The organism is Bradyrhizobium sp. CB82, assembly GCF_029714405.1.
Classification (GTDB): domain Bacteria; phylum Pseudomonadota; class Alphaproteobacteria; order Rhizobiales; family Xanthobacteraceae; genus Bradyrhizobium.
In genome coordinates, this window is record NZ_CP121650.1 from 6,689,405 (window position 1) to 6,709,481 (window position 20,077).

A 20,077-nucleotide genomic window follows, 5' to 3' on the forward strand; every position below is an offset into this window, starting at 1 on the left:
GAAAAGTGGTGCTTTTTCAATGGGTTATTGGTTTAGCTGGACGTGGGCGGACGTGGCCAGACACCAAAAAACGGACATGGTTCTCCCCTTGTGGGAGAGGGTGGCGCGAAGTTTCACCTGATAATTCAATATGTTATGGCGTTGGTGTCCCCATAATGTCCCGAACGCCGGTGACCACCTTGCCTGTTTATAGCAGCGCCGGACCCGGTTCTACACGGATTGATCCACCATTTCCGAACACGCCATAGTTGCACGCTATGGCGGCTCAAATCCCAGACCCTTACTACGTCGCTTTCATTGATGAAGCGGGTGATTCAGGACTGAAAAACGTGCGCCCAATTGACCCAGTTGGCGCAACGGAATGGCTGTGCCTTGGCGCGGTGGTTATCAGAGCGACGCATGAGCCCGAGGTAAGTAACTGGGCACGGACGATTTTGTCCAACACTGGATGCAAGCGCACTGACCTTCACTATCGGCACTTGTCGGCCGCTCAGAAGCGGATCGCATTAGGGGAGATCGCTCAGCTTCCTTTACGCGGTTTTGTGCTTGCATCGAACAAAAAGAACATGCGCCGCCATCGGAACGAACGAGCGGAGCGCGTTGGAGCCCAGCAGTGGTTCTACAATTACTGTCTACGCCTGCTTTTGGAACGGGTAACGGACTTCTGCTATCAGCATGCAGCCAAGGATCGTGCAAAAGATCGCTTCCTAAAGATACTGTATAGCGAACGGAGTGCCCACTCCTATGCGCAGACGGCTGCTTATCATGAGTTGCTTAAGATACAGTCGAAAGCTGGGGCTCTCGTCCTTCAGAAGCGCCGTATTATGTGGGAAGTGCTGGACTGGCGTCTTGCTCAACCAATATCCCATCCCCGACGGCGTGAACCACGCGAAGTTTCTGCATGAAATCTATGCTAAGGCGGACGGCCGGTACACCGGCCGGGCGACCGTACCGGTGCTTTGGGACAAGCACCGGCAGACGATCGTAAGCAACGAGTCGTCGGAAATCATCCGGATGCTGAACTCCGCTTTCGACGGCATCGGCGCAAGAGAGGGCGACTATTATCCTGAGCGGTTGCGCAAGGACATCGATGGCGTTCGTCTACGACACCCTGAACAACGGCGTCTACAAGGCTGGCTTCGCCACCACGCAGGAGGCATACGAGGAGGCCGTCGCCCCCTCTTCGATACGCTGGACTGGCTGGAGAAGCGGCTTGCGGGCCAGTGCTTCCTCATGGGCGACGAACTCACCGAGGCGGACATCCGGCTGTTCACGACGCTCATCCGGTTCGACGCCGTGTATTTCGGCCACTTCAAGTGCAACATCAGGCGAATAGCGGACTACCCTAACCTTTCGGCCTACACGCGCGATCTCTTTCAGCGGCCAGGCGTATCCGGCACGGTCAATCTCGAACATATCAAACGGCACTATGCGAGCCACCGCTCGATAAATCCGACGGGGATCGTCCCGGTGGGACCGGTGCTCGATTTCGCTGCCCCGCACGATCGTGGACGGCTTGGCAGCGCCGTCAATTAAACTGCGTAGCCCGGTGCCTTTCCGGCAAGCCGCCCATGGAGCTCCAGCATCCGGTGGCGCCACTCGGCAATCGGATCGCCGTCCGCAAGCAAGCGAAATACGCTTACCGCTCTCGCCCACTGGAAGCCACCGAAGACGGAGTAGTCCGCATAGGTTGGGCTCTCACCACCCAGATAGGGCTGCTCCGTCAGCGTAGCTCGCAACGGCCGGAGGTCGGTCTCCCGAAACTTCACGACCCTGTCGTCGCGATCCGCGCAGATCTCTTCGAGCGAACCACCGAGTGCCTTCTCGCGCGTGGCGCGGAAGTACTTCCTGTCGCGCTCATGGAGATGCGCATGAATATCCGCGACGATGAGGCGCGCGATCGCCGGCTGAAGAACAGTGTCCGCCCAGCTCGCGATGAACCGCGCCGCGCCGCGCCCCCCTGGTCCTCCGAACAGAGACGGCCGGTCGGAGAAACGATCCTCAAGATAATTCGCGATCCTCCATGAGTCGGACACCACGTTCTCTCCGTCGACCAGGACCGGCACCCGTGTCTGCCCGGAAAATTCGATCGCCTCCTTGTCCGTGAACCTCCACGGCACCGTCTCCGGCTCGATGCCCTTGTGCGCAAGAGCCATCTTGATGCGCCAGCAGTACGGACTGAAACGCCGGTCTTCCTCGGCCCCCGCCAGATCGTAAAGCTTCGGCATGCTTCGTTCCTCCTAACTTGCTGCCGATCCGGACTGGGCGGTCTGGCCAAAGAGGATCTTTTTGCCCTCTTCGGTCACGGTGGGCCGGTTCGTGTACGGCTCGCCCCTGGCATAGGCGCGCTGCGTCGAGGGACGCCCGCGTACCGCTTCGAACCATCTGCGGAGATTGGGGAAGGACTCGAGATCCTGTTGCTGGCGCTTCCATGGCACGATCCAAGGGTAGGCTGCTATGTCGGCGATCGAATAGTTATCACCGACGATGAAATCACGGCCGGCGAGACGCCTGTTCAGCACGCCATAAAGGCGGTTTGTTTCCTTCACGTAACGGTCCATCGCGTACGCTATCCGCTCTGGAGAGTACTGAACGAAATGGTGGTTCTGTCCGGCCATCGGTCCAAGTCCGCCGACCTGCCAGAACACCCACTCCAGCGTCGCCGTCCGGTCGCGCAAGTCCTGGGGCAGAAGCTTACCGACCTTGTCGGCGAGATAGACGAGGATCGCACCTGACTCGAAGACCGAAACCGGCGCTCCGCTATCCACTGGAGAGCGGTCGATGATCGCAGGCATCCGGTTGTTCGGCGATATCCGAAGGAATTCCGGCTTGAACTGGTCTCCGGCGCTGATGTCGACGGGATGGATCGTGTATTCGAGACCCGCCTCCTCCAGAAACATCGTGATCTTGTGGCCGTTCGGCGTCGGCCAGTAGTACAAATCAATCATATTTGTCTCCTGCGGTGCCTCTCGTTCGCGGTTCGATCGGGATTGGTTTCACGACTGGCCGCCAGGTATTTGAACCGGCCGACGACGGTCAGAAGGCCCGCCGTGACTACGGCCAGTTCGGTCAGTCGAAGAGTGTTCGGCTTCTCGCCGGCGACCGATACGCCACGCGCGAACGCGGGCACGAGGCCGGAAAGACGGCCGCTCTCCTCGCTCCAAGACTCTGCACCGATCTTAAAAAGGCCATCGTCGCGACGACACCGGACAGCACGCCCTGCACCAGGACCTGCGGCGCCATCGCGACCGCCAGCGATCGGTTCGTCGTCATGACAGCGCTCCTCTTGTCCCTCTCAGGCGGTGCGTACCTTCTTGAGATCATTCAGGACAGCGATCGCGATGGCCGGATCGAGCCTCTTGCGGTAGTCCGGATCGACGGACGCGTGCGCGATACGTCCGCCCTGCTCCACGACGTAGACCGCGGGCATCGGCAGCGACCATATATCGTCGCCGTTGCGCGCCGGCAGGTCGTGACCGAATTTCCGGTAGAGCTCCCGGATTGCGGGAGACAGCTCGAACCGGATCCCGAGTGCGTCTGCGAGACGACCACCTTTCGCGTCGCTCAGCACTTCGAAGCCGAGCGTGTTGTTCGCGACGGTCGACGAGGTGTGGTCCGGCGTCTCCGGGGAGACGGCGACTAGCCGGGCGCCGAGCTCTTCGATTTCGGCCAGCCGGCCCTGATAAGCCCGAAGCTCGAGATTGCAGTACGGACACCATCCGCCCCTGTAGAACACGACCACTAGCGGTCCTTCGGCGACGAGAGCTGACAGGTCCGTCTCGCCTCCCCGGTCGTTGCCAAGCGTCATCGCTGGGAACCGGGCTCCCTCCTTAAGCGAGCGGTCTGCAAGCGACTGCAAGCCAGCGTTGTCGTCATCGACAAGCTTCGCCACCTCTGGTCCAACCCGCTCGAGCCAGGATGCCTTGAAGGTTTCCATTTCGGTCTGCAAAGACATGTGTTCCTTCCACGGAGCGTTGCCGGCTTGACATTCGTGCGGCTGCGGAGCCCAGGCCTCCATGCGCTTGGGTAACTTGCCACAAGCCTCGTCTTGAATAATTGCCTTTGGTTTCATAATACTGATACGTTTTTCGTATGGATGGATTCAAATGGACCTTCTCTCTCCGATGAAGACGTTCGTCCGTGTGGTGGAAGCCAGCAGCTTCACAGCAATCGCGAGCGAGCAGAACACAACACAGCCGACGATCAGCCGCCAGATCGCAGCGCTCGAAGACCATCTCGGCGCGCGTCTTCTAACGCGGACGACCCGCGCGGTAACTCTTACCGATGACGGACGGGCCTTCTACGAGCACGCGCTGCGCGCACTCGAGGCCGTTTCCGAAGCCGAAGGCGCCGTCGGCAGACGCCGGGCGAAGCCGTCGGGGACGCTTCGCCTGACTACGCCCGTCGTGTTCGGGCGTCTTCATATCGTGCCGCGCCTTGCCACCTTCCTTGCTCGGAATCGGGAATTGTCGATCGACCTGGTCATGAGCGATACGTTCATCGATCTGGTCGAACAGGGACTCGACGTCGCGATCCGCGTCGGCGAGATCACGGATCCTGGGCTCGTGACAAAACGGATCGGAATGGTCCGGCGCATCACCGTCGCGGCGCCGGCATATTTGAAGAGGCGCCGCACGCCGAAAACGCCGGACGATCTTGCGGATCACGACTGCATCGTCTACTCGCGGCTTGCCACAGGCAACCGCTGGTTCTTCGAAAGACCGCAAGGACCTCTGACGGTCGACGTCAAGGGACGCTTCCGGGCGGACAATTCCGAGGGCGTACGCGAGGCGGTCGTGAGCGGTCTTGGCATCGCCGTGATACCGGCCTTCGCCTTCGTCGACGAGATCAAGTCTGGAGCCGTCACCGTGCTCCTCAAGGACTACGAACCGAAGCGCCTTCCGCTCAGCGCGGTCTACGCTTCCCGGCGGTTCGTGCCGCTCAAGGTCCGCGCCATCATCGATCATCTCGCGCACGAGTTCGCGCTGGACCCCAGCCTGTCGATGCATATCGTCTAGGCGCGCGTGTTTGTTGTCGACCAGCGCTCGGGTGCCTGCAGTTGCTCCGTTGAGGACTTCATCACAAATTTCCTCCATGATGTGATGCGTCAATGAGTCTGCATGCCTCCGGTCGATTTATCATTCTCAGCATCGGAACGCCGCCCGCCCGGACAACGCGGCAGACGAGCGATGCCGCGAGCGCGAGAAGGGAATGTTGAGCAATGTCGTCGTGTAGTTCCAGCAACCGCCGCCTCGACGACGATCGCATTGCGCTGCTGGGGCATCAGTGGCTCACTCTTTGGGCAGAGGTAGGCGGGTGGCGGTTGCGGTGACGGGGAAGTTGCCCGGCCCCGGTGCCCCAGCTGGTGGCTGGAAAGGACCCGCCGCTTCGCTAGTTCGCCACGTCCAATCTATCAGGCACTCTCGGCGTTCCTCGGATTGCTATTCCAAGAGCCGGCCCCGCCACCACCATAATAATGCTGATATCCGCGGCCCCAGTGATGGTGGTGATGCCGTGCAGCAAGGCTTGTGCTTGCTGTAGTGAGGGACAAAATCGCGGTCATCAGCGCAACCGCGCTCAGTAGTCTCAGGTACTTCATGTCAGCTCCATCTCCCGCTAACCTGTTGCGGTGCCGTCTACGCGAGCCGGCCAGCGAAATCGATCGTGCAGAACGGTTCCGAGCTAAAGACCACAGTTGACTGGTCTTAACCACCCCAGCCTGCAAAGGGATTATGACCTAGTTCTGGTTGGTCATCGAATGGCGCCGGGTGAGAGAGGACCCGCGGCGGAGGTGAATAGGCCCAACCCGAAACGGGCCCCATGAGCAGGCCGTGGGTAGAGCGAACAACGGCGTGCTGCCGGTGTGCATGACGCGCCGTAGCAGCGGTGACAGGGGCACACAGCGTAAGCAAAAGGCTCAAGGCCAGAACAGAACGCATGGTACTTCTCCGATCGACTTACAAGGACCAATTAAGTGAAGCTCGAGCTGCATCACCGCAACCTATGACTGCTTCACGGCTAGTCACATCGGCGGCATCACATATGGCGGACCGAAGAATTCGACGCGCATCTGGCGCGATAGATGCTGCGAAAGTGCGTTCCTGACAGCGCCAGTGAAAGTTCTTCGTTTTCAGATATTGCACGAACATATCGGCTAGCAGAATGTTCAACGCGCCCGAAATATCGCGCGACTCGCTCGCGCACGGATCTGTGTGTACCTGGAGCAAATCCGATTGCCTTGCTTTCGCGTCTTGGATTCTCATCCGCCTCTCCTGTCGTGATCGTCGCTTCGGCTGGCGCGTTGCTTGGACTAACAAATTGTCCCACACCGCTCCTATTTCGTAGAACGCGTCCCTTGTGACGAAAGCCGCATTCATCTAGGTTTCTGAATCTGACTATACTCGAGGCTCAATGACTTGGTGTGTTGTCTTCTGCAAGAAATCGTTGTGGAATGTAAAACGATGAAAGCATGTACGAGGCCATTCAGTGAACGGTGTGCGCCGGTCGATGTCTTTCGCTCCCGGGGACGTCGGCGGGACTCGAAATAAAGTTGCGCTTTAGTTGTGGCCGTTAGCACCAAAAGCAATTTCCTACGACCATCTACACCGCTACCTACCCGATGGCGGTTTGGCTCACGACGATCGAGCGGCAGGCTATTGCGTTTCAAGGGAATTGCGCGAACCGCAAAGTAGCCTTCGCGTCTCCCCTCGCCTCCTCATCGCGTTGCGGCCCAACTCTGACCACGCTGGTCTGACCGACATTGACGCCAAGCTTGAGAAGCTCCTCGTGGAGGTGCGGAGCACCCCGCAACGGGTTGGCGACGCTCATCTCGCGGATTAACCGCCGAATTTCCAACGGCACAATTGATCGGCCGCAGCAGCGGCGCAATTTCCAGCGCCAATACAATCCGGAACCGGCGCGGCGCCAACGGATCACGGTGCCGCTCGGACTATGGCAAGTGCATCATAACTCGTGGGAAACAATCGGCAGACGCCTCCCAGCGCTATTGGAACCGCGGCGTTTGATGTCGCGGCTCGCCCGCTGCCGAACGCTCAGAGGGATCGCGTCCAATCTTGAGACGCAATTCCCTGAGATCGATGAAGACATCTGCCTGTCGCCGTAACTCGTCGGCAATCATTGGCGGCTGACTGGTGATGCTCGACAGAACGGTGACCCGTACGCCACGGCGCTGCACCGCCTCGACCAATGGGCGAAAGTCACGGTCACCCGAGAACAGTACCATCTCATCGATATGTCTGGCCAAATCCATAGCATGGACCGCTAGCTCGACATCCATATTGCCCTTCACTTTGCGACGGCCGCTCGCGTCGATGAACTCCTTCGTCGCCTTCGTTACCACCGTGAAGCCGTTGTACTCCAGCCAATCGACCAGTGGTCGGATAGACGAATACTCCTGATCCTCGATGATCGCTGTGTAGTAGAATGCGCGCACCAAGGTTCCGCGGCTTTGGAATTCCTTGAGCAGGCGTCTGTAGTCGACGTCAAAACCAAGAGCCTTGGCCGTTGCAAATAAGTTGGGGCCATCGATGAAGATGGCCGTTCTCGGTGGAGACATTTTGAACCACCCCAGGGTTCGGTTAGTTTGGGATTTCTCAGCGGTCGCGCCGTTGATCGGCGCTTGGGAAGCCAGCTTGGGAGCCGGCGGATCCCATCCGGTGCGGTCGCATATCGTACCGCCTGGCTTGCGCTTGCCTCGCTCCGCGGTTGGCGGACCCGGTCGTATCTGCGCCGGTTCGGCGCGGCGGCCGTCCTCGTATCGCGCAGCCTGGAGTGGGTTCTCTCCGCCCGCTTTGCCGGCAGCTCATTAGAAGGGCTGCGTTGCCGCTCCATTGTCATGCGCAGGAAGTTGGCTCTCAGGCCCCCGAGTCCGTCGCCATTGCAAAGCTTGGAGCTCTGCACTGACATCCAACCTCGCTTCGCTGCCCGCGGAGCTAGACCTGCTAGCATTGCCAATAAATCGGCTATACCGGTGACGGGAACGGGAGAAAACAACTCCGGAATTGGTCTAGAGCGTCCAATTTGAAGCGGCGCGCGGCCATCCCAGCTCGTGACAAGACCATCCATCGATCGGATTGCCATCTATGGACATGCATTTCTATGGACATGCATTTCGCAAAAAAAGAGCACCGCGCCGCGCAAGGAACGAGAAGCGGGACGTCCACCTATTTGCGCGTCCGCTGACAACGCAGGTCTGCCCACTGGTAGAGTTGAAAGTTGCCGAGAATGGAGCATTCCGCGCGCCTTTGCCCTAGGGTCGTTCCCGTTGCTGATCACTTCCTTCACTGCGCCTCGCTATGAGGAACAGACGTGAAACGCACTTATTTATGGACCTAGAAAGATTTTAAGTAATTATCGATCTACGAATCGGCCGAATAGGCACAATTGATCGGCTGGATCGGATAGGAGGTGGCGGTGAAGACGATTTTTTCGACAGCGGACGTTCACCGGCGCGATGCCTTTGACTACTGGCACGAAGCGCTGTGCAGGAAGGTTATCCCGCACGATTGTACGCCGGAAGACCGGCTTATCTTCGCGGCCGAGATTCGATCCGCATTTCTTGCAGACACCGCAGTCGTTCAATACGAGAGCACGCCGATGCAAAACGATGTTACAGTGCGGCACGTCGCGCACGCGGGCGCCGACGAGCTCTTGGTCCGCCGGCAAATGACCGGGGTGTTCGTTGCTGAGCAGGACGGCCGTTCGATCGTGCTTGAGCCGGGGGATATCACATTATTCGACCCGCGCCGGCCGATGCGCGGGAAGTATTTGAAAGGCGCGAAACAGCTGGTCCTCAAGGTTCCTCGCCTCCACCTGGAGGCTCGCGTCGGCGACGCGCGGCAAGCGGTCGCCCGTCCGATCAAGCCCTTCGAGGAAGCCGAGTACGGCTTGACGTCCGCTTATCTGGCGATGCTGCCGACATACGCGGACGGTCTCGGTGCTGCGGCCGCCGAGGTAGTAAGGGATCAGATTCTTGATCTCGTCGCGGTAACCCTGATGAAAGCGATAGGCGGAGGAAGGCCACTCCTTTCATCCGCCCGCTCAATTGTCCTTATCAACGTCCGCACAGCAATCGAAACACGTCTCAGCAACCCGGCGCTGGACGCCAAGACGGTGGCCGCTGCCGCCGGAGTGAGCGTCCGATATGCCAATGCGGTGCTTGCCGAGAGCGGCACTTCGATAACGCGTCTCATCTGGGCGCGGCGTCTTGAGCATTGCCGACGTGCTCTAGAGGATCCGTCACAATTGCATCGGACAGTGAGTGAGGTCGCATATGGCTGGGGATTTTCCGATATGACGCACTTCGGCCGCAGTTTCCGTGCGACCTATGGCTCGCTGCCCAGCGAATACCGTAGGCTCTCAAAGTCCTCCGTCTGAGAAGAAAGTCCAATTCCGCCGGCAGTGTTCGTGCTCGTACTGCCGCATGCCGACAAACCCGCAAAACGGAAAAATTTCTGCGGTCACGAGAACGCGCCTTCGGAGGATGGCATGTCCTTGATTCCGGCACGCAGAAGCCTGTCCGCCGTGAGTTTCCACCAGCGACGCTCGGAGGTTGCCTCTGACGTGACATGCAAGCCGAATTACACGGCCTCGGCGGTCCTCGTCTCACGCGACGGAATTGCATGCCGGCAACCACACCGCCCGGATGTGACCGTCAGAGACAACACAGTGTAGCTCTCGATCGCAGAGAAGAACAGATCGTCAACAATCGGACCATCACCATTCCTTGAATGTCGGCTCGATGCATCCCCCGCAGACCCAAGGATAAGTCCAATCGGCCGTACGCTTGGCGCTGTCGGGAATGTACTTGCTCCAAGCGTCGGCTCGGATCGGATTGATTGATTGCCAAATGACATCAAAGGTCCCAGAAGAATTTATCTTGCCTATCATGACTGGCTTGGAAAGATGATGATTTGTGTTCATCACAACCTCGAAGCCGCTGGGCGCCTTGATTCGTTGACCGTACATGGCTTGCCGGACCGCATTTACGTCGGTGGTGCCCGCTTGAACAACGGCCTGCACCCACATTCTGAAGCCGACGAAGGTGGCTTCCATCGGATCATTTGTGGTTTTGTCTCGTTGCTCGTTGAAGTTCGCCCACATTTTGGTGAACGCTTCGTTTTCTGCCGAGTTGATCGACCGAAAGTAACCCCAGGCCGCCAAGTGTCCGACGGGTGGGACGTCTGCACCGAGCAATTCGCGCTCGCCGATGGAGAAAGCCATGACCGGGATTGCGTTGGCGTCTACCCGTTGGTCTGCGAGTTCCTCATAAAAGTACGAATTTGCATCTCCGTTGATGGTTGATATCACCGCGGTCTTTTTTCCCTCCGAGCCGAAGGCTTTGATCCGCTCGACGATCCCTCGCCATTCGGAATAGCCGAACGGTGTATAAATCGTCATTATGTCGTCTGGCGATACCCCCTCCGCGGTAAGGTACGCGCTCAAGATTCGGTTGATGGTGCGAGGATATACGTAGTCAGTGCCGAGCAGAACCCATCTGCGAACTTCTCCGCCTTCCTTACCCATCAGATATCTAACGGCAGGAATTGCCTGCTGGTTGGGCGCGGCTCCGGTGTAGAAAATGTTACGCGAGCTCTCTTCACCCTCGTACTGCACGGGGTAGAAGAGTAGGCCGTTCAACTTCTCGAAAATCGGAAGCACAGACTTGCGGGAGGCGGAGGTCCAGCAGCCGAACACGACCGCAACCTTTTCCTTTGTGAGGAGCTCTCGGGCTTTTTCGGCAAAGACGTCCCAATCAGATGCCGGATCTACGATGACCGGTTCCAGTTTCCGACCGAGCAGCCCGCCTTTCTTGTTCTGGTCTTCAATCAGCATGAGAACCGTGTCCTTAAGCACCGATTCGCTGATTGCCATGGTGCCGGATAAAGAGTGCAGAATGCCGATTTTGATGGTGTCTTCGCCTGCGCGAGCCGCTGGAACGGCGTCGAGCATGAGTTGCAAAACGAGCAATACCAGCACAATGCCTCGTGGGACCGCAGCTGACCTCATGTTGGTGCCCCTACGAGCTCGAAAATGCGTGTTTCCTTCGTCATCCCCTTGGTAATGACCGCATCGAAGGGTCTGAACTGGAAGCGGTGCCGTACTCGCAAATAGACGTCTTCGCTCGCAAGGATAGCGGTCCCAAACCGCTTGTTCAGTCCTTCGAGACGCGCCGCCAGATTAACCGTATTGCCGAGAGCCGTATAATTCATGCGCTCCGTCGACCCGAGGTTGCCGACGACGGCCTCCCCGACATGAATGCCAAACCGCGTAAAGAATGGCTTCAGGCCCTCAGCTTCAAATTGAGCGTTGAGCCTTTCGCACGCCATCTTGCCCGAAAGAACTGCGCGGCAAGCCCGCTCGACATGGTCGGGCTGTGGATTGGGTGCGTTCCAGAAGACCATCACTGCGTCGCCAATAAACTTGTCGACCGTCCCGCCTTCGGCCAGGAAAGCCTCCGTAAGCACGGAGAAATACCGCGTCGTTTGATGCATGAGCATGTCGGGGTCTGCGGACTCGGCGATGGTTGTAAAATCTCCAACGTCGGTGAAAACGACGGTAACCTCTTCTCTGACTCCGCCAAGCTCAGCGGATATGGAATTATCCATGACTCCTCGGACGATCTCCTTAGGGACGAAGCGCGCGAACGACCGTATGGTGCGTTGCGCGAGATTCACCACACTACCGAGTTCGCAAATTTCCTTAATGCGTGATGGAACTGGTGAAGGGTCGGGTGCGGCCAGCTTCTGGAGTCTGGCGGCCTGCGCCGTAATGTCTTTCAAGGAACGAGACATTCCGCTGCCAAATATCCAAACAACCGGAACAAACACGGCGCCAGCAACAATCGCGACGATTAATCCAGTAACCTGGAGCCGCCGAACATTTTGAACAAAGTCTCCTTGGGCCGCCAGCAACAATATCCGGCCGCTGTGCTGCTCACCCAGAGTGAATTTCGCTAACCTGAACAAATAGCCGTTGCCTTGGTCGTCGCGAATATTTCCGTCGTATTGGTCGCGGCCATGCGCCCCTCGCAACACGGCCGCTGCGACCCCCGAGTTGATCTCCTTGATGTTGGGCAATTGCGGTTGGGATGGGTGTGTCATCGCGCTAGTAACGAATTGTCCAAAATCGGGATGGGCAATGAGCGAGCCGGCGGCGTCAAAAATCAAGACGATACCGTGCTCTCCAGGCCGTTGCGATTGGACGAAATCGTTGAAAGTGTCGAGCTTGAGATCAGCGGCAACGACGCCGTGCACCTTGCCCCGCAGAGGCGTGCTAATCGTCATCACGGGTGCGTCGATATCGAACGAAAGATAAGGGAAGGAGACAAGCGACCGGTCGGCCTTCAGCGTCTTGTGATACCAGGGCCGCTTGCGGGGGTCATATCCGTATTTCCATAGATTCAGTTGTCCTACTTCGTTGCCCTGCCGATCTTCAAAAATTCGTCGCATAGGCAGTTCGCCATCCGGGCAGGGGCGGATCAAATTGATGGCAATATCAGCGCGAGGTGTCGCACGTAACCTCTCGCGCTGCTCCTCGTTGAGGTCGCTGGTACGTCGCACCTCCAACCAAGCGCCATTTTCAAAGCCGACATAGATACTGTCCATTTGGGGCAGTTCCTGCAGCGCGGCTTTGAATAGATTGATCGCAGGGCTGGTCTCGATGCTTTCATTTGAATCGGCTACGCTGGAACTGGTCGCCAGCACACGCACCAACGACGCCATAGCGGTAATCTCCATTTGAAGACGTCCCAACGCCTTCGAGCTGGTCGCGTCCATAAAGGCAGACGCAGCTTCCTGCGTTGCCAAATGAAGAGCCCGGACCTGAATAGTGATTAGCAGCGCGGCTAGAGCGATGATGAACGCCATCACCGCGAAGGTAATTGAGGTTCGAAATGTCAACATCCACTGGTCACTTGGCCGCGTTAATGCTTCGAGTTCAATCTCCTGGATCGCCATACCTGCTCTATCTCTGCTAGTTCGTGCGCCCTGCCGGTTTGGTTACGGCCGGCTGCGCCAATGCAAAAGGTTCATTGTTCAGACTCCATCCAGCCGTCCACTTTCGCGATAAATCTGTCAGCTGTGTTCAGCAATCCTTGCGTCGCAAATAACCGCAATAACGAGCGAACGAGAGCAATTGAGCCTAAGCTCGTCGCTCTGCCCGCCAAATATTGCTCGCTCAGGCTGCTCAGTCGGCTACGCGGCAAATGTTGAGTTCAGTCGGGCGAGTTTATAGTGACAATCCATTCGAGAGCTCCGAAATGGTTGCATGTGATCCGACTGTCGATCAGAAGGGAGCTTATGGGATCGCCGGCGTCTCAATGGATGAGCGGGTAGGTTTTTCAGTTCGGGAGCTAGTGAGTGAGGACCTTACGAGTCGAAATCCGCGCGTGAGGGAAGCGAACGGTGTTTCGCCCCGGCGGAATCAGTCAAAGGTGACCGTCGCTGTCGCAGGCTACCCCACGTGGTCGAGCGGCATCAGTGGCACCGAAGAAGTCTCGCATGGCCGAGCGCCGATCGCCGCTCAGCACCTGTGGTCGAAGTTCTCGCGGACTTTGATCGCGGCTGCCGGCTTCAGCCCGGCTTCCGCGGAAGCCATCGTCACCTTTGGCGGCGCCGCAGAGGTGGGATGCACGGCGGTTCCTAGGCTGCCGAACATCGATCGTCTCGGCTCCAGCTTTTCCATCGGCCATCCAATCAGGGCGATGACGTACCACGTTCATGTTTTCTTTATTTGGTCGCTTCTAGCGATTATTTCTCTCCACGTGACGGCGGCGCTTTTCCACCATCTTGTGTTTCGGGACACCTGGTCAGAACAATTCCAGTCCTTGGACAGCGCGCCGGATCGGTATCGGATTCATACCCGACCGCGAATTCGCGACCTGACCGACTAAAGGAGCCGGGAGCAACATCGTAAGAACGGTGAAATGCTGAGACCAGCTCAAGGCCAACCTCAGCTGCAACCCATGCCCGTTACCAGAACCCTGCGGTGATCGGAGTTCTGTGCGTCAAGTTCAGCAAAATTGATCATGGGGTCCGGCCGAGCTATCCGCTTGGTGGGCCTGAGCATCGTCAGGCCGCTTGGCGTAGCGCCTCCTCCTTGTGCTCCTTCAACAGATCCATGTTGAAATGGTCCTCGAGCCAGGCATCATGGCGCTCGACGGTCAGCGCCCGGACGAGCCGTAAGCAGCTCTCTCGGAGTTGGGGAAGATTCGCACCACATAGGTGCGCCGCCTGATCTCCTCGTTGAGACGTTCGAGCATGTTGGTCGACTTCATGTGCTTGCGATGCACTAGCGGCAGATGGAAGTAGGTGAGCGTCTCCTCGATGTTCTCCTCGACCCAGCCGGTGAGCTTGGGGTATTTGCCGCCCCATTTGCCGAGCCACGCCGCCATATCGAGCCGCACCTCGCCAAGATCACGCCGGTCGTACATCCATCGTCGCTCGAGCAGACAATCGTCGTCGACCCTGCGCGGCACGTAGTCGAGCGCGTTCCTAAGGAAGTGCACATAGCAGCGCTGCCAGAACACCTCTGCGAGGACTTCAGCGATCGCCTTCTTCAGCCCGGGATGATCGTCGGAGACGACGAACTCGACGCCTTGAAGGCGGCGGGCCTTCAGTCCCTCCAAAAGCTCCTTTCAGCTCGATCGGCTCTCCCGGTTGGTGAGCTCAACCGCAAGCACCTGACGCCGACCTTCCCAGTCAACGGGCGCAGTTGTGGTTAGGAGCACGTCACACCTCGATCGCGTTCCGCGTCGCCTCGTCAGTCTAGCCGGGAACTGCGACGCGCTGCCGGGGCGGTTGGGCCTTGAGCGACAAAATTCACACCTTGTCCGGCTGAGACAGCATTGAAGGCCCCTTACATCGCACCTCCCTGCACACGGCGATAGAGTTTAAGTCATCGTCCCCGGCATGAAGCAGCGGATGGTAACGCCGAGATGCCCCCTGAGTGGCCACACCAGCGTATGTCCCGAAAGGTTCGGCTCGGTGATCACGGCCTCATCGGGCACGTCGATCCATTCCATATCAACCTTGCCCATCTCCGAAGAGACATCGATGCGAACGCGGTAGTGACCGTTCTTGGTTTCCCAATCGGGATCGGCGACGTGCACGGCGTCTTTACCATCGCAGCACAAGCCTTTGCCGCTTTTCAGGCTCTCGAACCACTTGTTGAGCTCGGGATGCTCGTGGTCATGCGCATGCACGGCGCCGTGCGGGAAAACTCCCGAGATCAGCCCGCCTGTGAGGCACAACCACAACCGACTTCGCATCAGGACATCCTTTCTCTCATTTGCTGAAAACCCCCGACGAGCGCCATGCCCTCGCCTTGGGGCTTGAGGTGAGCGAGGTGGGATGATGGCCTTCACGTCGGGACGCCGAACGAGGCCTATCACACATCGGACCTGGCGGAGAAGGCGACAACTCAGTCCACTTGACCTTGCGATCGCAGCAAGCGGCAATATCGTCGTTAGCACTGGCATGCTCCGCGGTTGCGCCTTTGGAATTGCGCCAGCCGGCGCCTGTGGAGTGGGAGTGGATTTTTCCACTCGCTCTCGGTGGGAGTGGCCGCTACTCGCAAACGGAATCGCGCCGCGCTCTCTTGCCAGCCGGTAGGCGTATTGTTCGCGCAAACCTAAGCTCATGGCGTACAGCTGTGCCTTCCGAGTCTCGCCACCTACATAGAGCCGCAAAATCTCTTCGCGCTGTTCTCTGGTGATGCGAAGTCGATCGCCGCCGAGGTCGCGTGCCATAATGCGCATCGCCTCGCTATGCTCGATGTTCGCCTTCGCGATCTCTTCAGGCATCCTCAACTCGATCGTTTGGCCCCAGACCGTCGACTACCATAGTGAGCCGTGCGGCGCCTCCCGTCGGTGGTATATCTCGATTAATCTCTCGTATGATTCGGCAGCAACTTTGGGTGCACGACCCATTTTTGGCGCGGATGCGCAGGCGGGGAGCGCGCTGGACTTCGTTGAAGCACTCGAATGACCCCGATTGCGCGTTTCGTGAGCAGCGCAGAAGCGCGCAATTACTCCGGACGCAGTAGCCCGAGGGCCCTCCCTGGATCGCCCTTCATCGCGCTTTCTCTGAAGGGTTCACGTTATGAAAAGAGATCAAGGCCTGGCCGTTGAGATCTGGCAGCGTGACGATCGGGCCAAGGCAATCTCCAGACTTGAAATCGAAAGCGACGACCTCATCTTAAGCCACGCAATAGAGCTGGCCATGCGGCCCAAAGCGCAAACCGCGCGGCTTCTGAAATCGCACGCCATCATTTGGGAGGAGGACCCGCACGAGACGCCCGTCGGCGCGGTCGTATTCGCGAACCGTCGTCACTGCATTCGCTACACCGAAGGGATGCTCGCTGCCGGACGCGAGAAATAGCGCGCCATCGGCACCAAACGCAAAACCGCGCGAAAACGGGACGATGTGCGGCGGCAGGAAATATTCGCCCGGCCTATCCAGCTGCCGCGCGTACGCCATGATCGTTCGCTCGCTGCGGAGGCCGACATGGTATCTTCCGTCCGGTCCAAGATTGCCGCCACCTGGATTCAACCCTTCCACGCTTCCCGTCGCGCGCACGACCTTTCCGTTGCGATCAAGTGCGAGAATCCGATTGGATCCGCTGTTGATAAAGAGCAATCTGTCGACCGGGTCGATCCCAAGCCCGCGCGGATCGACAATCCGTGGATCGTCGCCGAAAGTGCCAACTAGTTCGCCGTTGTCAGCGAAGGCCAGAATGTTTCCGTAGCCCGCGCCGGCGGCGCTTGTGACGAGGAGGCTCATTTCAGTCTCGGTACATATTCAAGGCTAGACTTATTGCTGCTTCAGGCCGTCAAAGCGCACTCAAGCCGTGATCGGGCGATGAGTGTATCGCTCGTTCCTGCCATCCAGGTAACTCTCGTGCTGGAACAGGACTTATTCCAGTCTGGAATGTACGGGGCGGCGGCAGCAGCGGCATTTGTTAAACATGACGCTCGTCGCGGTTGGCGGCAGAAGCCTGTGGTCGATCAGAGACAGCAGTGCGTTGCGAAACGAGACCTCGGTATCAATCGTTTTTGTGAACCCAGCCTGGCGCAGCTTTGATGGTGCTCACGAATGCCCGAGGTCCTTCCAGGTCGCCATAGGCGAACGCAAAGTCCGCATGCTGGTCTCCTTGGCCGACCAGCTCCCCAGGTTCCGCGAGCGAAGATTGTACTTTGCGATCCGGTTCCAGACATCAGCGTCTTCTTCCAGGCTGCCACGCTCGTTGGCTTGTCCGGCCCGGTTTCGACACCGAGGGTTTCGGCTAGGACCGGCCACACGTTGCGCCACTCAAACATATCGCTGTTGGTGATGTTGAAAGCCTCGTTCGCCGCCTGCGATGACTGCGCAGCCCAGACCATCACGTCGGCGACGAGGTCCGCATCGGCGGCCTCCCAGACGAACGACGGACCGCGGGGATAACCGAACGGTTCACCCTTCTCGCGGCGGATTGCCGCGTAGGCACCGATGGCGGGAAAACGTTCACTCGCCTGGAGTAGGCCCGGTGACGAGTTGAGGACGCAGTGCCATGTAGTTGAAACCATTCTGTGCGCCCATCTCACGCACATAGGCTTCCTGATCGAAGAAGAAGTTCGGGTGATCTTTACGGGCATTACGTTCGCGGGCGGGGATTGGGATCGATTGTAGGTGCACGCCGTAGACCTTCGTTCCCTGCAGGATGCTGATGTGCTGGAAGTTCGGGGTGTTGCGCACGATCGGCTCGACCGCGTTGCGCAGCATGGCGCTATTAGTCTCGATCTGTTCCTTACTCGACCAGCCAGCGACCAGCTCGGGCTTCTCGTGCGGAGCCCTGTAAGCGATGTGCGTAATGTCAGTCAGCGGCTCGAACGCAGCGCGGGCTTCCTCGTCTCGCAAATCGACCGACAGAAAGTCAATCTTGCGGCCGCTGGTCAGCTCAGGCTTGCGGCGTGAGACGCCAACCGGCGGAAAGAAACTTCTCGATCGCGGCGACCCCCAGCAGGCCGCTTGCACCTGTGATCAGTACCTTCTTCGGAACGATCTTGCTCTGATTGATCGTGCTCATGATTCCAAGACATCGTTGTCTGATGTAGAGCGTTACTCGTGAAGGTGGCTATGCCGACGTTGCGTTGACGTCGAGCCACTTCGTGATTTTGGCTGCGGCGTCGCCATAGAACGTTCGATAAAGATCCTCGGTAACGTAGCCGATGTGCGGAGTCGCGAGAACGTTATCAAGCTTCCGGAAAGGATGGTCGGCAGGCAGCGGCTCGATTTCGAATACGTCGACCGCGGCCCCGGCTATCCGGCGTGTCTGCAGCGCTTCGATCAGAGCAGGCTCGTCGACGATCGGACCACGTGACGTGTTAACGAGTCTTGCCGTCGGCTTCATCAGCGCGAGTTCGGGCGCTCCGATCAGGCCCCTGGTACGAGGGCTGAGGACGAGATGGACGGTCACGATATCGGCTTTGCGAAACAGCGTCTGCTTGTCGACGAGACTCGCGCCAGCGGCGCTGGCCTTCTCCTCGGTCAAGTTCTGGCTCCAGGCGATCACCTTCATGCCGAAGGCGAGTCCGATGCGCGCGACTTCCTTGCCGACGTTGCCTACCCCGACGACGCCAAGGCTCTTGCCTCGCAGGTTCGAGCCGAGGCCCGTTTGCCACGCACCGGCCTTCAGCGAGGCGGACTCCCGGTCGATACCCCGCATGCTCGCCAGGATCAGCGACCAGGTGAACTCGATGGTCGGAGTGGAATTATAGCCCGTCGCCGTGACCGCGATGCCGAGATCGGCCGCGGTCTGGGTATCGATCGAGGCGTTTCGCGGTCCCGTGGAAGCTATCATCCGCAGGTTCGGTAACTGCTGCAGGATCTCCCTTGGAAGAGGCGTGCGTTCGCGCATCACGCAAACCACATCGAACGGCCGCAACCGTTCGACAACAGCCGAGGGGTGGGCCACATGGTCATTGAATACAATGATCTTGGCGTGCCGACGGACGCCCGACCAGTCGGCGAGCTGCAGGGCCACGTTCTGGTAGTCGTCGAGGATCGCAACTTTCATTGGATCCCTCCTTCAGGCTCGCCGGCAAAGAACTCGGCCAAGGCCCCCGCAACGGCTTTGGGATCGTTTTCCATCGGAATATGGCCAGCCGACTTGATCCGAACGAGCCTCGTGTCCGGAATCTCGCGGACATAACGTTCGGCATAGTCGATAGTCTGAAATGGGTCGTCCTCGCCCCACACCAGGAGCTTCGGCGTCTTGGATTGCAGTAAGGCCGGCAGCATCTCCATAGTATAGCGGTGGTCGGCAGCAGCCGCGAGCGCCAGCCAGGATCGGGCAACCCTGGGATCGGTCCATGGTTCGAGATATTCCGCGATCTCGGCTTCACTGGCCGGACGTCCGAGCGCCTTCACGACGGATACACGACGCGCAGCCAGAATATCGTCGCGCGTGGTGGCTGCAGCGACCGCCGGATCCCGGAAGCGGGCTACGCCTGGCACGGGCCACGAGTCGTACATGATCCCGTTCACGACGGCCACGCGCGGCACCTCCATCTCCTTTGCGAGCATCAGATGCTGCGCCACGCCTCCGCCGATGTCGTGGCCGGCGACCACGACCGGACCCTTGTGCCCGAGCGCCTCGAGGAAACGCACCAGCCAAGCGGAAAGGCGCGGGACGGAAGCCTCGTTTATGGTGAGTTCGCCGGCGGAACGCCCGAAACCGGGGAAATCGACCGCCACAGGGCGAAGCCCCGCGGCTGCAATGTCATCCAGCACGGGCAGCCAAACGCGACTCCAATAGGTGCCATGAAGCAGCAGCACCAACGGACCGCCCTCGCCGGCGGTCAGATAGCTGATCGGAATGCCGTCGACGTTGATCGTAGCCCGACGCGTCATCGGACGAGCCTCTTGACCTGCGCCGAGTCCAAGATCTCGTCTGCGAAATGTGTGCTGATCATGCTTGCCTCCTTGTTCGACAATCGCCTGCCAGAATCGTCATTGTCCCCCAAGATCCTTGCGACGGCTCGGGAAGCGAAGCGCCGCCCCAGCCCGGAAGGAGGGGC

The 20,077-nt window shown here is 58.9% G+C and carries 17 protein-coding genes and 2 pseudogenes; 6 read left to right on the top strand and 13 right to left on the bottom strand.

Translation table 11 applies throughout. The annotated features are described in order from the left end of the window. The first annotated feature begins 257 nt into the window (after positions 1–257). Entirely contained in the window at positions 258–905 is a 648-nt protein-coding gene (locus QA640_RS32505; protein WP_283036914.1) for a hypothetical protein, read from the top strand. Next, positions 868–1,536 (top strand): annotated as a pseudogene (locus tag QA640_RS32510) (glutathione S-transferase C-terminal domain-containing protein); the annotation flags it as partial. The gene QA640_RS32505 and the pseudogene QA640_RS32510, both read left to right, overlap by 38 nt. On the opposite strand, the gene QA640_RS32515 reads toward QA640_RS32510, so the two are convergent. The 4 genes from QA640_RS32515 to QA640_RS32530 all read right to left on the bottom strand — a co-directional run bounded on the left by QA640_RS32515 (position 1,533) and on the right by QA640_RS32530 (position 3,955). Beyond that, the gene (locus QA640_RS32515; RefSeq protein ID WP_283036915.1) at positions 1,533–2,228 is read right to left on the bottom strand and encodes a glutathione S-transferase family protein; all 696 of its coding nucleotides are present in this window, start codon (positions 2,226–2,228) and stop codon (positions 1,533–1,535) included. The pseudogene QA640_RS32510 and the gene QA640_RS32515 overlap by 4 nt on opposite strands. A 12-nt stretch (positions 2,229–2,240) precedes the next feature. After that, on the bottom strand, positions 2,241–2,948 hold the full coding sequence (locus tag QA640_RS32520) for a glutathione binding-like protein (RefSeq protein WP_283036916.1): 708 nt from the start codon (positions 2,946–2,948) through the stop codon (positions 2,241–2,243). A 121-nt stretch (positions 2,949–3,069) separates the two neighbouring features. Next, the gene (locus QA640_RS32525; RefSeq protein ID WP_283036917.1) at positions 3,070–3,273 is read right to left on the bottom strand and encodes a hypothetical protein; all 204 of its coding nucleotides are present in this window, start codon (positions 3,271–3,273) and stop codon (positions 3,070–3,072) included. 22 nt (positions 3,274–3,295) lie between these two features. Further along, on the bottom strand, positions 3,296–3,955 hold the full coding sequence (locus QA640_RS32530; protein WP_283036918.1) for a peroxiredoxin-like family protein: 660 nt from the start codon (positions 3,953–3,955) through the stop codon (positions 3,296–3,298). 151 nt (positions 3,956–4,106) lie between these two features. On the opposite strand from QA640_RS32530, the gene QA640_RS32535 reads away from it, so the two are divergent. Next, entirely contained in the window at positions 4,107–5,018 is a 912-nt protein-coding gene (locus tag QA640_RS32535) for a LysR family transcriptional regulator (protein WP_283036919.1), read from the top strand. Between the two features lie 1,985 nt (positions 5,019–7,003). Here the strand turns inward: QA640_RS32535 and QA640_RS32540 are convergent. Next, positions 7,004–7,576, bottom strand: a complete 573-nt coding sequence (locus QA640_RS32540) for an NYN domain-containing protein (protein ID WP_283036920.1) — start codon at positions 7,574–7,576, stop codon at positions 7,004–7,006. An 857-nt stretch (positions 7,577–8,433) separates the two neighbouring features. Between QA640_RS32540 and QA640_RS32545 the strand changes: the two genes are divergently transcribed. Next, positions 8,434–9,396, top strand: coding sequence for a helix-turn-helix domain-containing protein (locus QA640_RS32545; protein WP_283036921.1), 963 nt, complete (start codon positions 8,434–8,436; stop codon positions 9,394–9,396). A 339-nt stretch (positions 9,397–9,735) separates the two neighbouring features. Here the strand turns inward: QA640_RS32545 and urtA are convergent, their stop codons facing one another. Further along, the gene (urtA, locus tag QA640_RS32550) at positions 9,736–10,971 is read right to left on the bottom strand and encodes an urea ABC transporter substrate-binding protein (protein ID WP_283042950.1); all 1,236 of its coding nucleotides are present in this window, start codon (positions 10,969–10,971) and stop codon (positions 9,736–9,738) included. A 53-nt stretch (positions 10,972–11,024) separates the two neighbouring features. Then, a complete protein-coding gene (locus QA640_RS32555) occupies positions 11,025–12,977 on the bottom strand; it encodes an adenylate/guanylate cyclase domain-containing protein (protein WP_283036922.1) in 1,953 nt (650 codons plus the stop codon). A 476-nt stretch (positions 12,978–13,453) separates the two neighbouring features. Here QA640_RS32555 and QA640_RS32560 point away from each other — a divergent pair, with 476 nt between their 5' ends. Next, positions 13,454–13,912 carry a hypothetical protein gene (locus tag QA640_RS32560; protein WP_283036923.1) on the top strand — a complete coding sequence of 153 codons (459 nt, stop codon included), beginning with the start codon at positions 13,454–13,456 and terminating at the stop codon, positions 13,910–13,912. A gap of 178 nt (positions 13,913–14,090) precedes the next feature. Here QA640_RS32560 and QA640_RS32565 read toward each other — a convergent pair. The 3 genes and pseudogenes from QA640_RS32565 to QA640_RS32575 all read right to left on the bottom strand — a co-directional run. Beyond that, positions 14,091–14,725: pseudogene (locus QA640_RS32565) on the bottom strand (transposase); the annotation flags it as partial. A gap of 186 nt (positions 14,726–14,911) precedes the next feature. Beyond that, positions 14,912–15,823, bottom strand: coding sequence for a hypothetical protein (locus QA640_RS48395; RefSeq protein WP_349253648.1), 912 nt, complete (start codon positions 15,821–15,823; stop codon positions 14,912–14,914). A gap of 394 nt (positions 15,824–16,217) precedes the next feature. Beyond that, on the bottom strand, positions 16,218–16,802 hold the full coding sequence (locus QA640_RS32575; RefSeq protein ID WP_283036924.1) for a hypothetical protein: 585 nt from the start codon (positions 16,800–16,802) through the stop codon (positions 16,218–16,220). Between the two features lie 78 nt (positions 16,803–16,880). Here QA640_RS32575 and QA640_RS32580 point away from each other — a divergent pair, with 78 nt between their 5' ends. Then, the gene (locus tag QA640_RS32580; protein ID WP_283036925.1) at positions 16,881–17,102 is read left to right on the top strand and encodes a hypothetical protein; all 222 of its coding nucleotides are present in this window, start codon (positions 16,881–16,883) and stop codon (positions 17,100–17,102) included. Positions 17,103–17,522: 420 nt separating this feature from the next. Here QA640_RS32580 and QA640_RS32585 read toward each other — a convergent pair whose 3' ends face one another. From QA640_RS32585 to QA640_RS32595, 3 genes are all read right to left on the bottom strand, one after another. After that, positions 17,523–18,032, bottom strand: a complete 510-nt coding sequence (locus tag QA640_RS32585) for a hypothetical protein (protein WP_283036926.1) — start codon at positions 18,030–18,032, stop codon at positions 17,523–17,525. A 100-nt stretch (positions 18,033–18,132) separates the two neighbouring features. Continuing rightward, positions 18,133–19,074, bottom strand: a complete 942-nt coding sequence (locus QA640_RS32590; RefSeq protein WP_283036927.1) for a D-2-hydroxyacid dehydrogenase family protein — start codon at positions 19,072–19,074, stop codon at positions 18,133–18,135. Then, positions 19,071–19,910 carry an alpha/beta hydrolase gene (locus QA640_RS32595; RefSeq protein WP_283036928.1) on the bottom strand — a complete coding sequence of 280 codons (840 nt, stop codon included), beginning with the start codon at positions 19,908–19,910 and terminating at the stop codon, positions 19,071–19,073. The genes QA640_RS32590 and QA640_RS32595 overlap by 4 nt, the downstream gene beginning before the upstream one ends. Between the last annotated feature and the right edge of the window lie 167 nt (positions 19,911–20,077).

Excerpts from the sequence above, each read along its gene's own strand:
- QA640_RS32580 (WP_283036925.1), top strand. The coding sequence starts at position 16,881 with ATGAGTGTATCGCTCGTTCCTGCCATCCAGGTAACTCTCGTGCTGGAA.
- QA640_RS32575 (WP_283036924.1), bottom strand. The coding sequence starts at position 16,802 with ATGAGCCTCCTCGTCACAAGCGCCGCCGGCGCGGGCTACGGAAACATT.
- QA640_RS48395 (WP_349253648.1), bottom strand. The coding sequence starts at position 15,823 with ATGCCTGAAGAGATCGCGAAGGCGAACATCGAGCATAGCGAGGCGATG.
- QA640_RS32505 (WP_283036914.1), top strand. The coding sequence starts at position 258 with ATGGCGGCTCAAATCCCAGACCCTTACTACGTCGCTTTCATTGATGAA.
- QA640_RS32515 (WP_283036915.1), bottom strand. The coding sequence starts at position 2,228 with ATGCCGAAGCTTTACGATCTGGCGGGGGCCGAGGAAGACCGGCGTTTC.
- QA640_RS32590 (WP_283036927.1), bottom strand. The coding sequence starts at position 19,074 with ATGAAAGTTGCGATCCTCGACGACTACCAGAACGTGGCCCTGCAGCTC.
- QA640_RS32555 (WP_283036922.1), bottom strand. The coding sequence starts at position 12,977 with ATGGCGATCCAGGAGATTGAACTCGAAGCATTAACGCGGCCAAGTGAC.
- QA640_RS32535 (WP_283036919.1), top strand. The coding sequence starts at position 4,107 with ATGGACCTTCTCTCTCCGATGAAGACGTTCGTCCGTGTGGTGGAAGCC.
- QA640_RS32525 (WP_283036917.1), bottom strand. The coding sequence starts at position 3,273 with ATGACGACGAACCGATCGCTGGCGGTCGCGATGGCGCCGCAGGTCCTG.
- QA640_RS32520 (WP_283036916.1), bottom strand. The coding sequence starts at position 2,948 with ATGATTGATTTGTACTACTGGCCGACGCCGAACGGCCACAAGATCACG.
- QA640_RS32595 (WP_283036928.1), bottom strand. The coding sequence starts at position 19,910 with ATGACGCGTCGGGCTACGATCAACGTCGACGGCATTCCGATCAGCTAT.
- QA640_RS32530 (WP_283036918.1), bottom strand. The coding sequence starts at position 3,955 with ATGTCTTTGCAGACCGAAATGGAAACCTTCAAGGCATCCTGGCTCGAG.
- urtA (WP_283042950.1), bottom strand. The coding sequence starts at position 10,971 with ATGCTCGACGCCGTTCCAGCGGCTCGCGCAGGCGAAGACACCATCAAA.
- QA640_RS32540 (WP_283036920.1), bottom strand. The coding sequence starts at position 7,576 with ATGTCTCCACCGAGAACGGCCATCTTCATCGATGGCCCCAACTTATTT.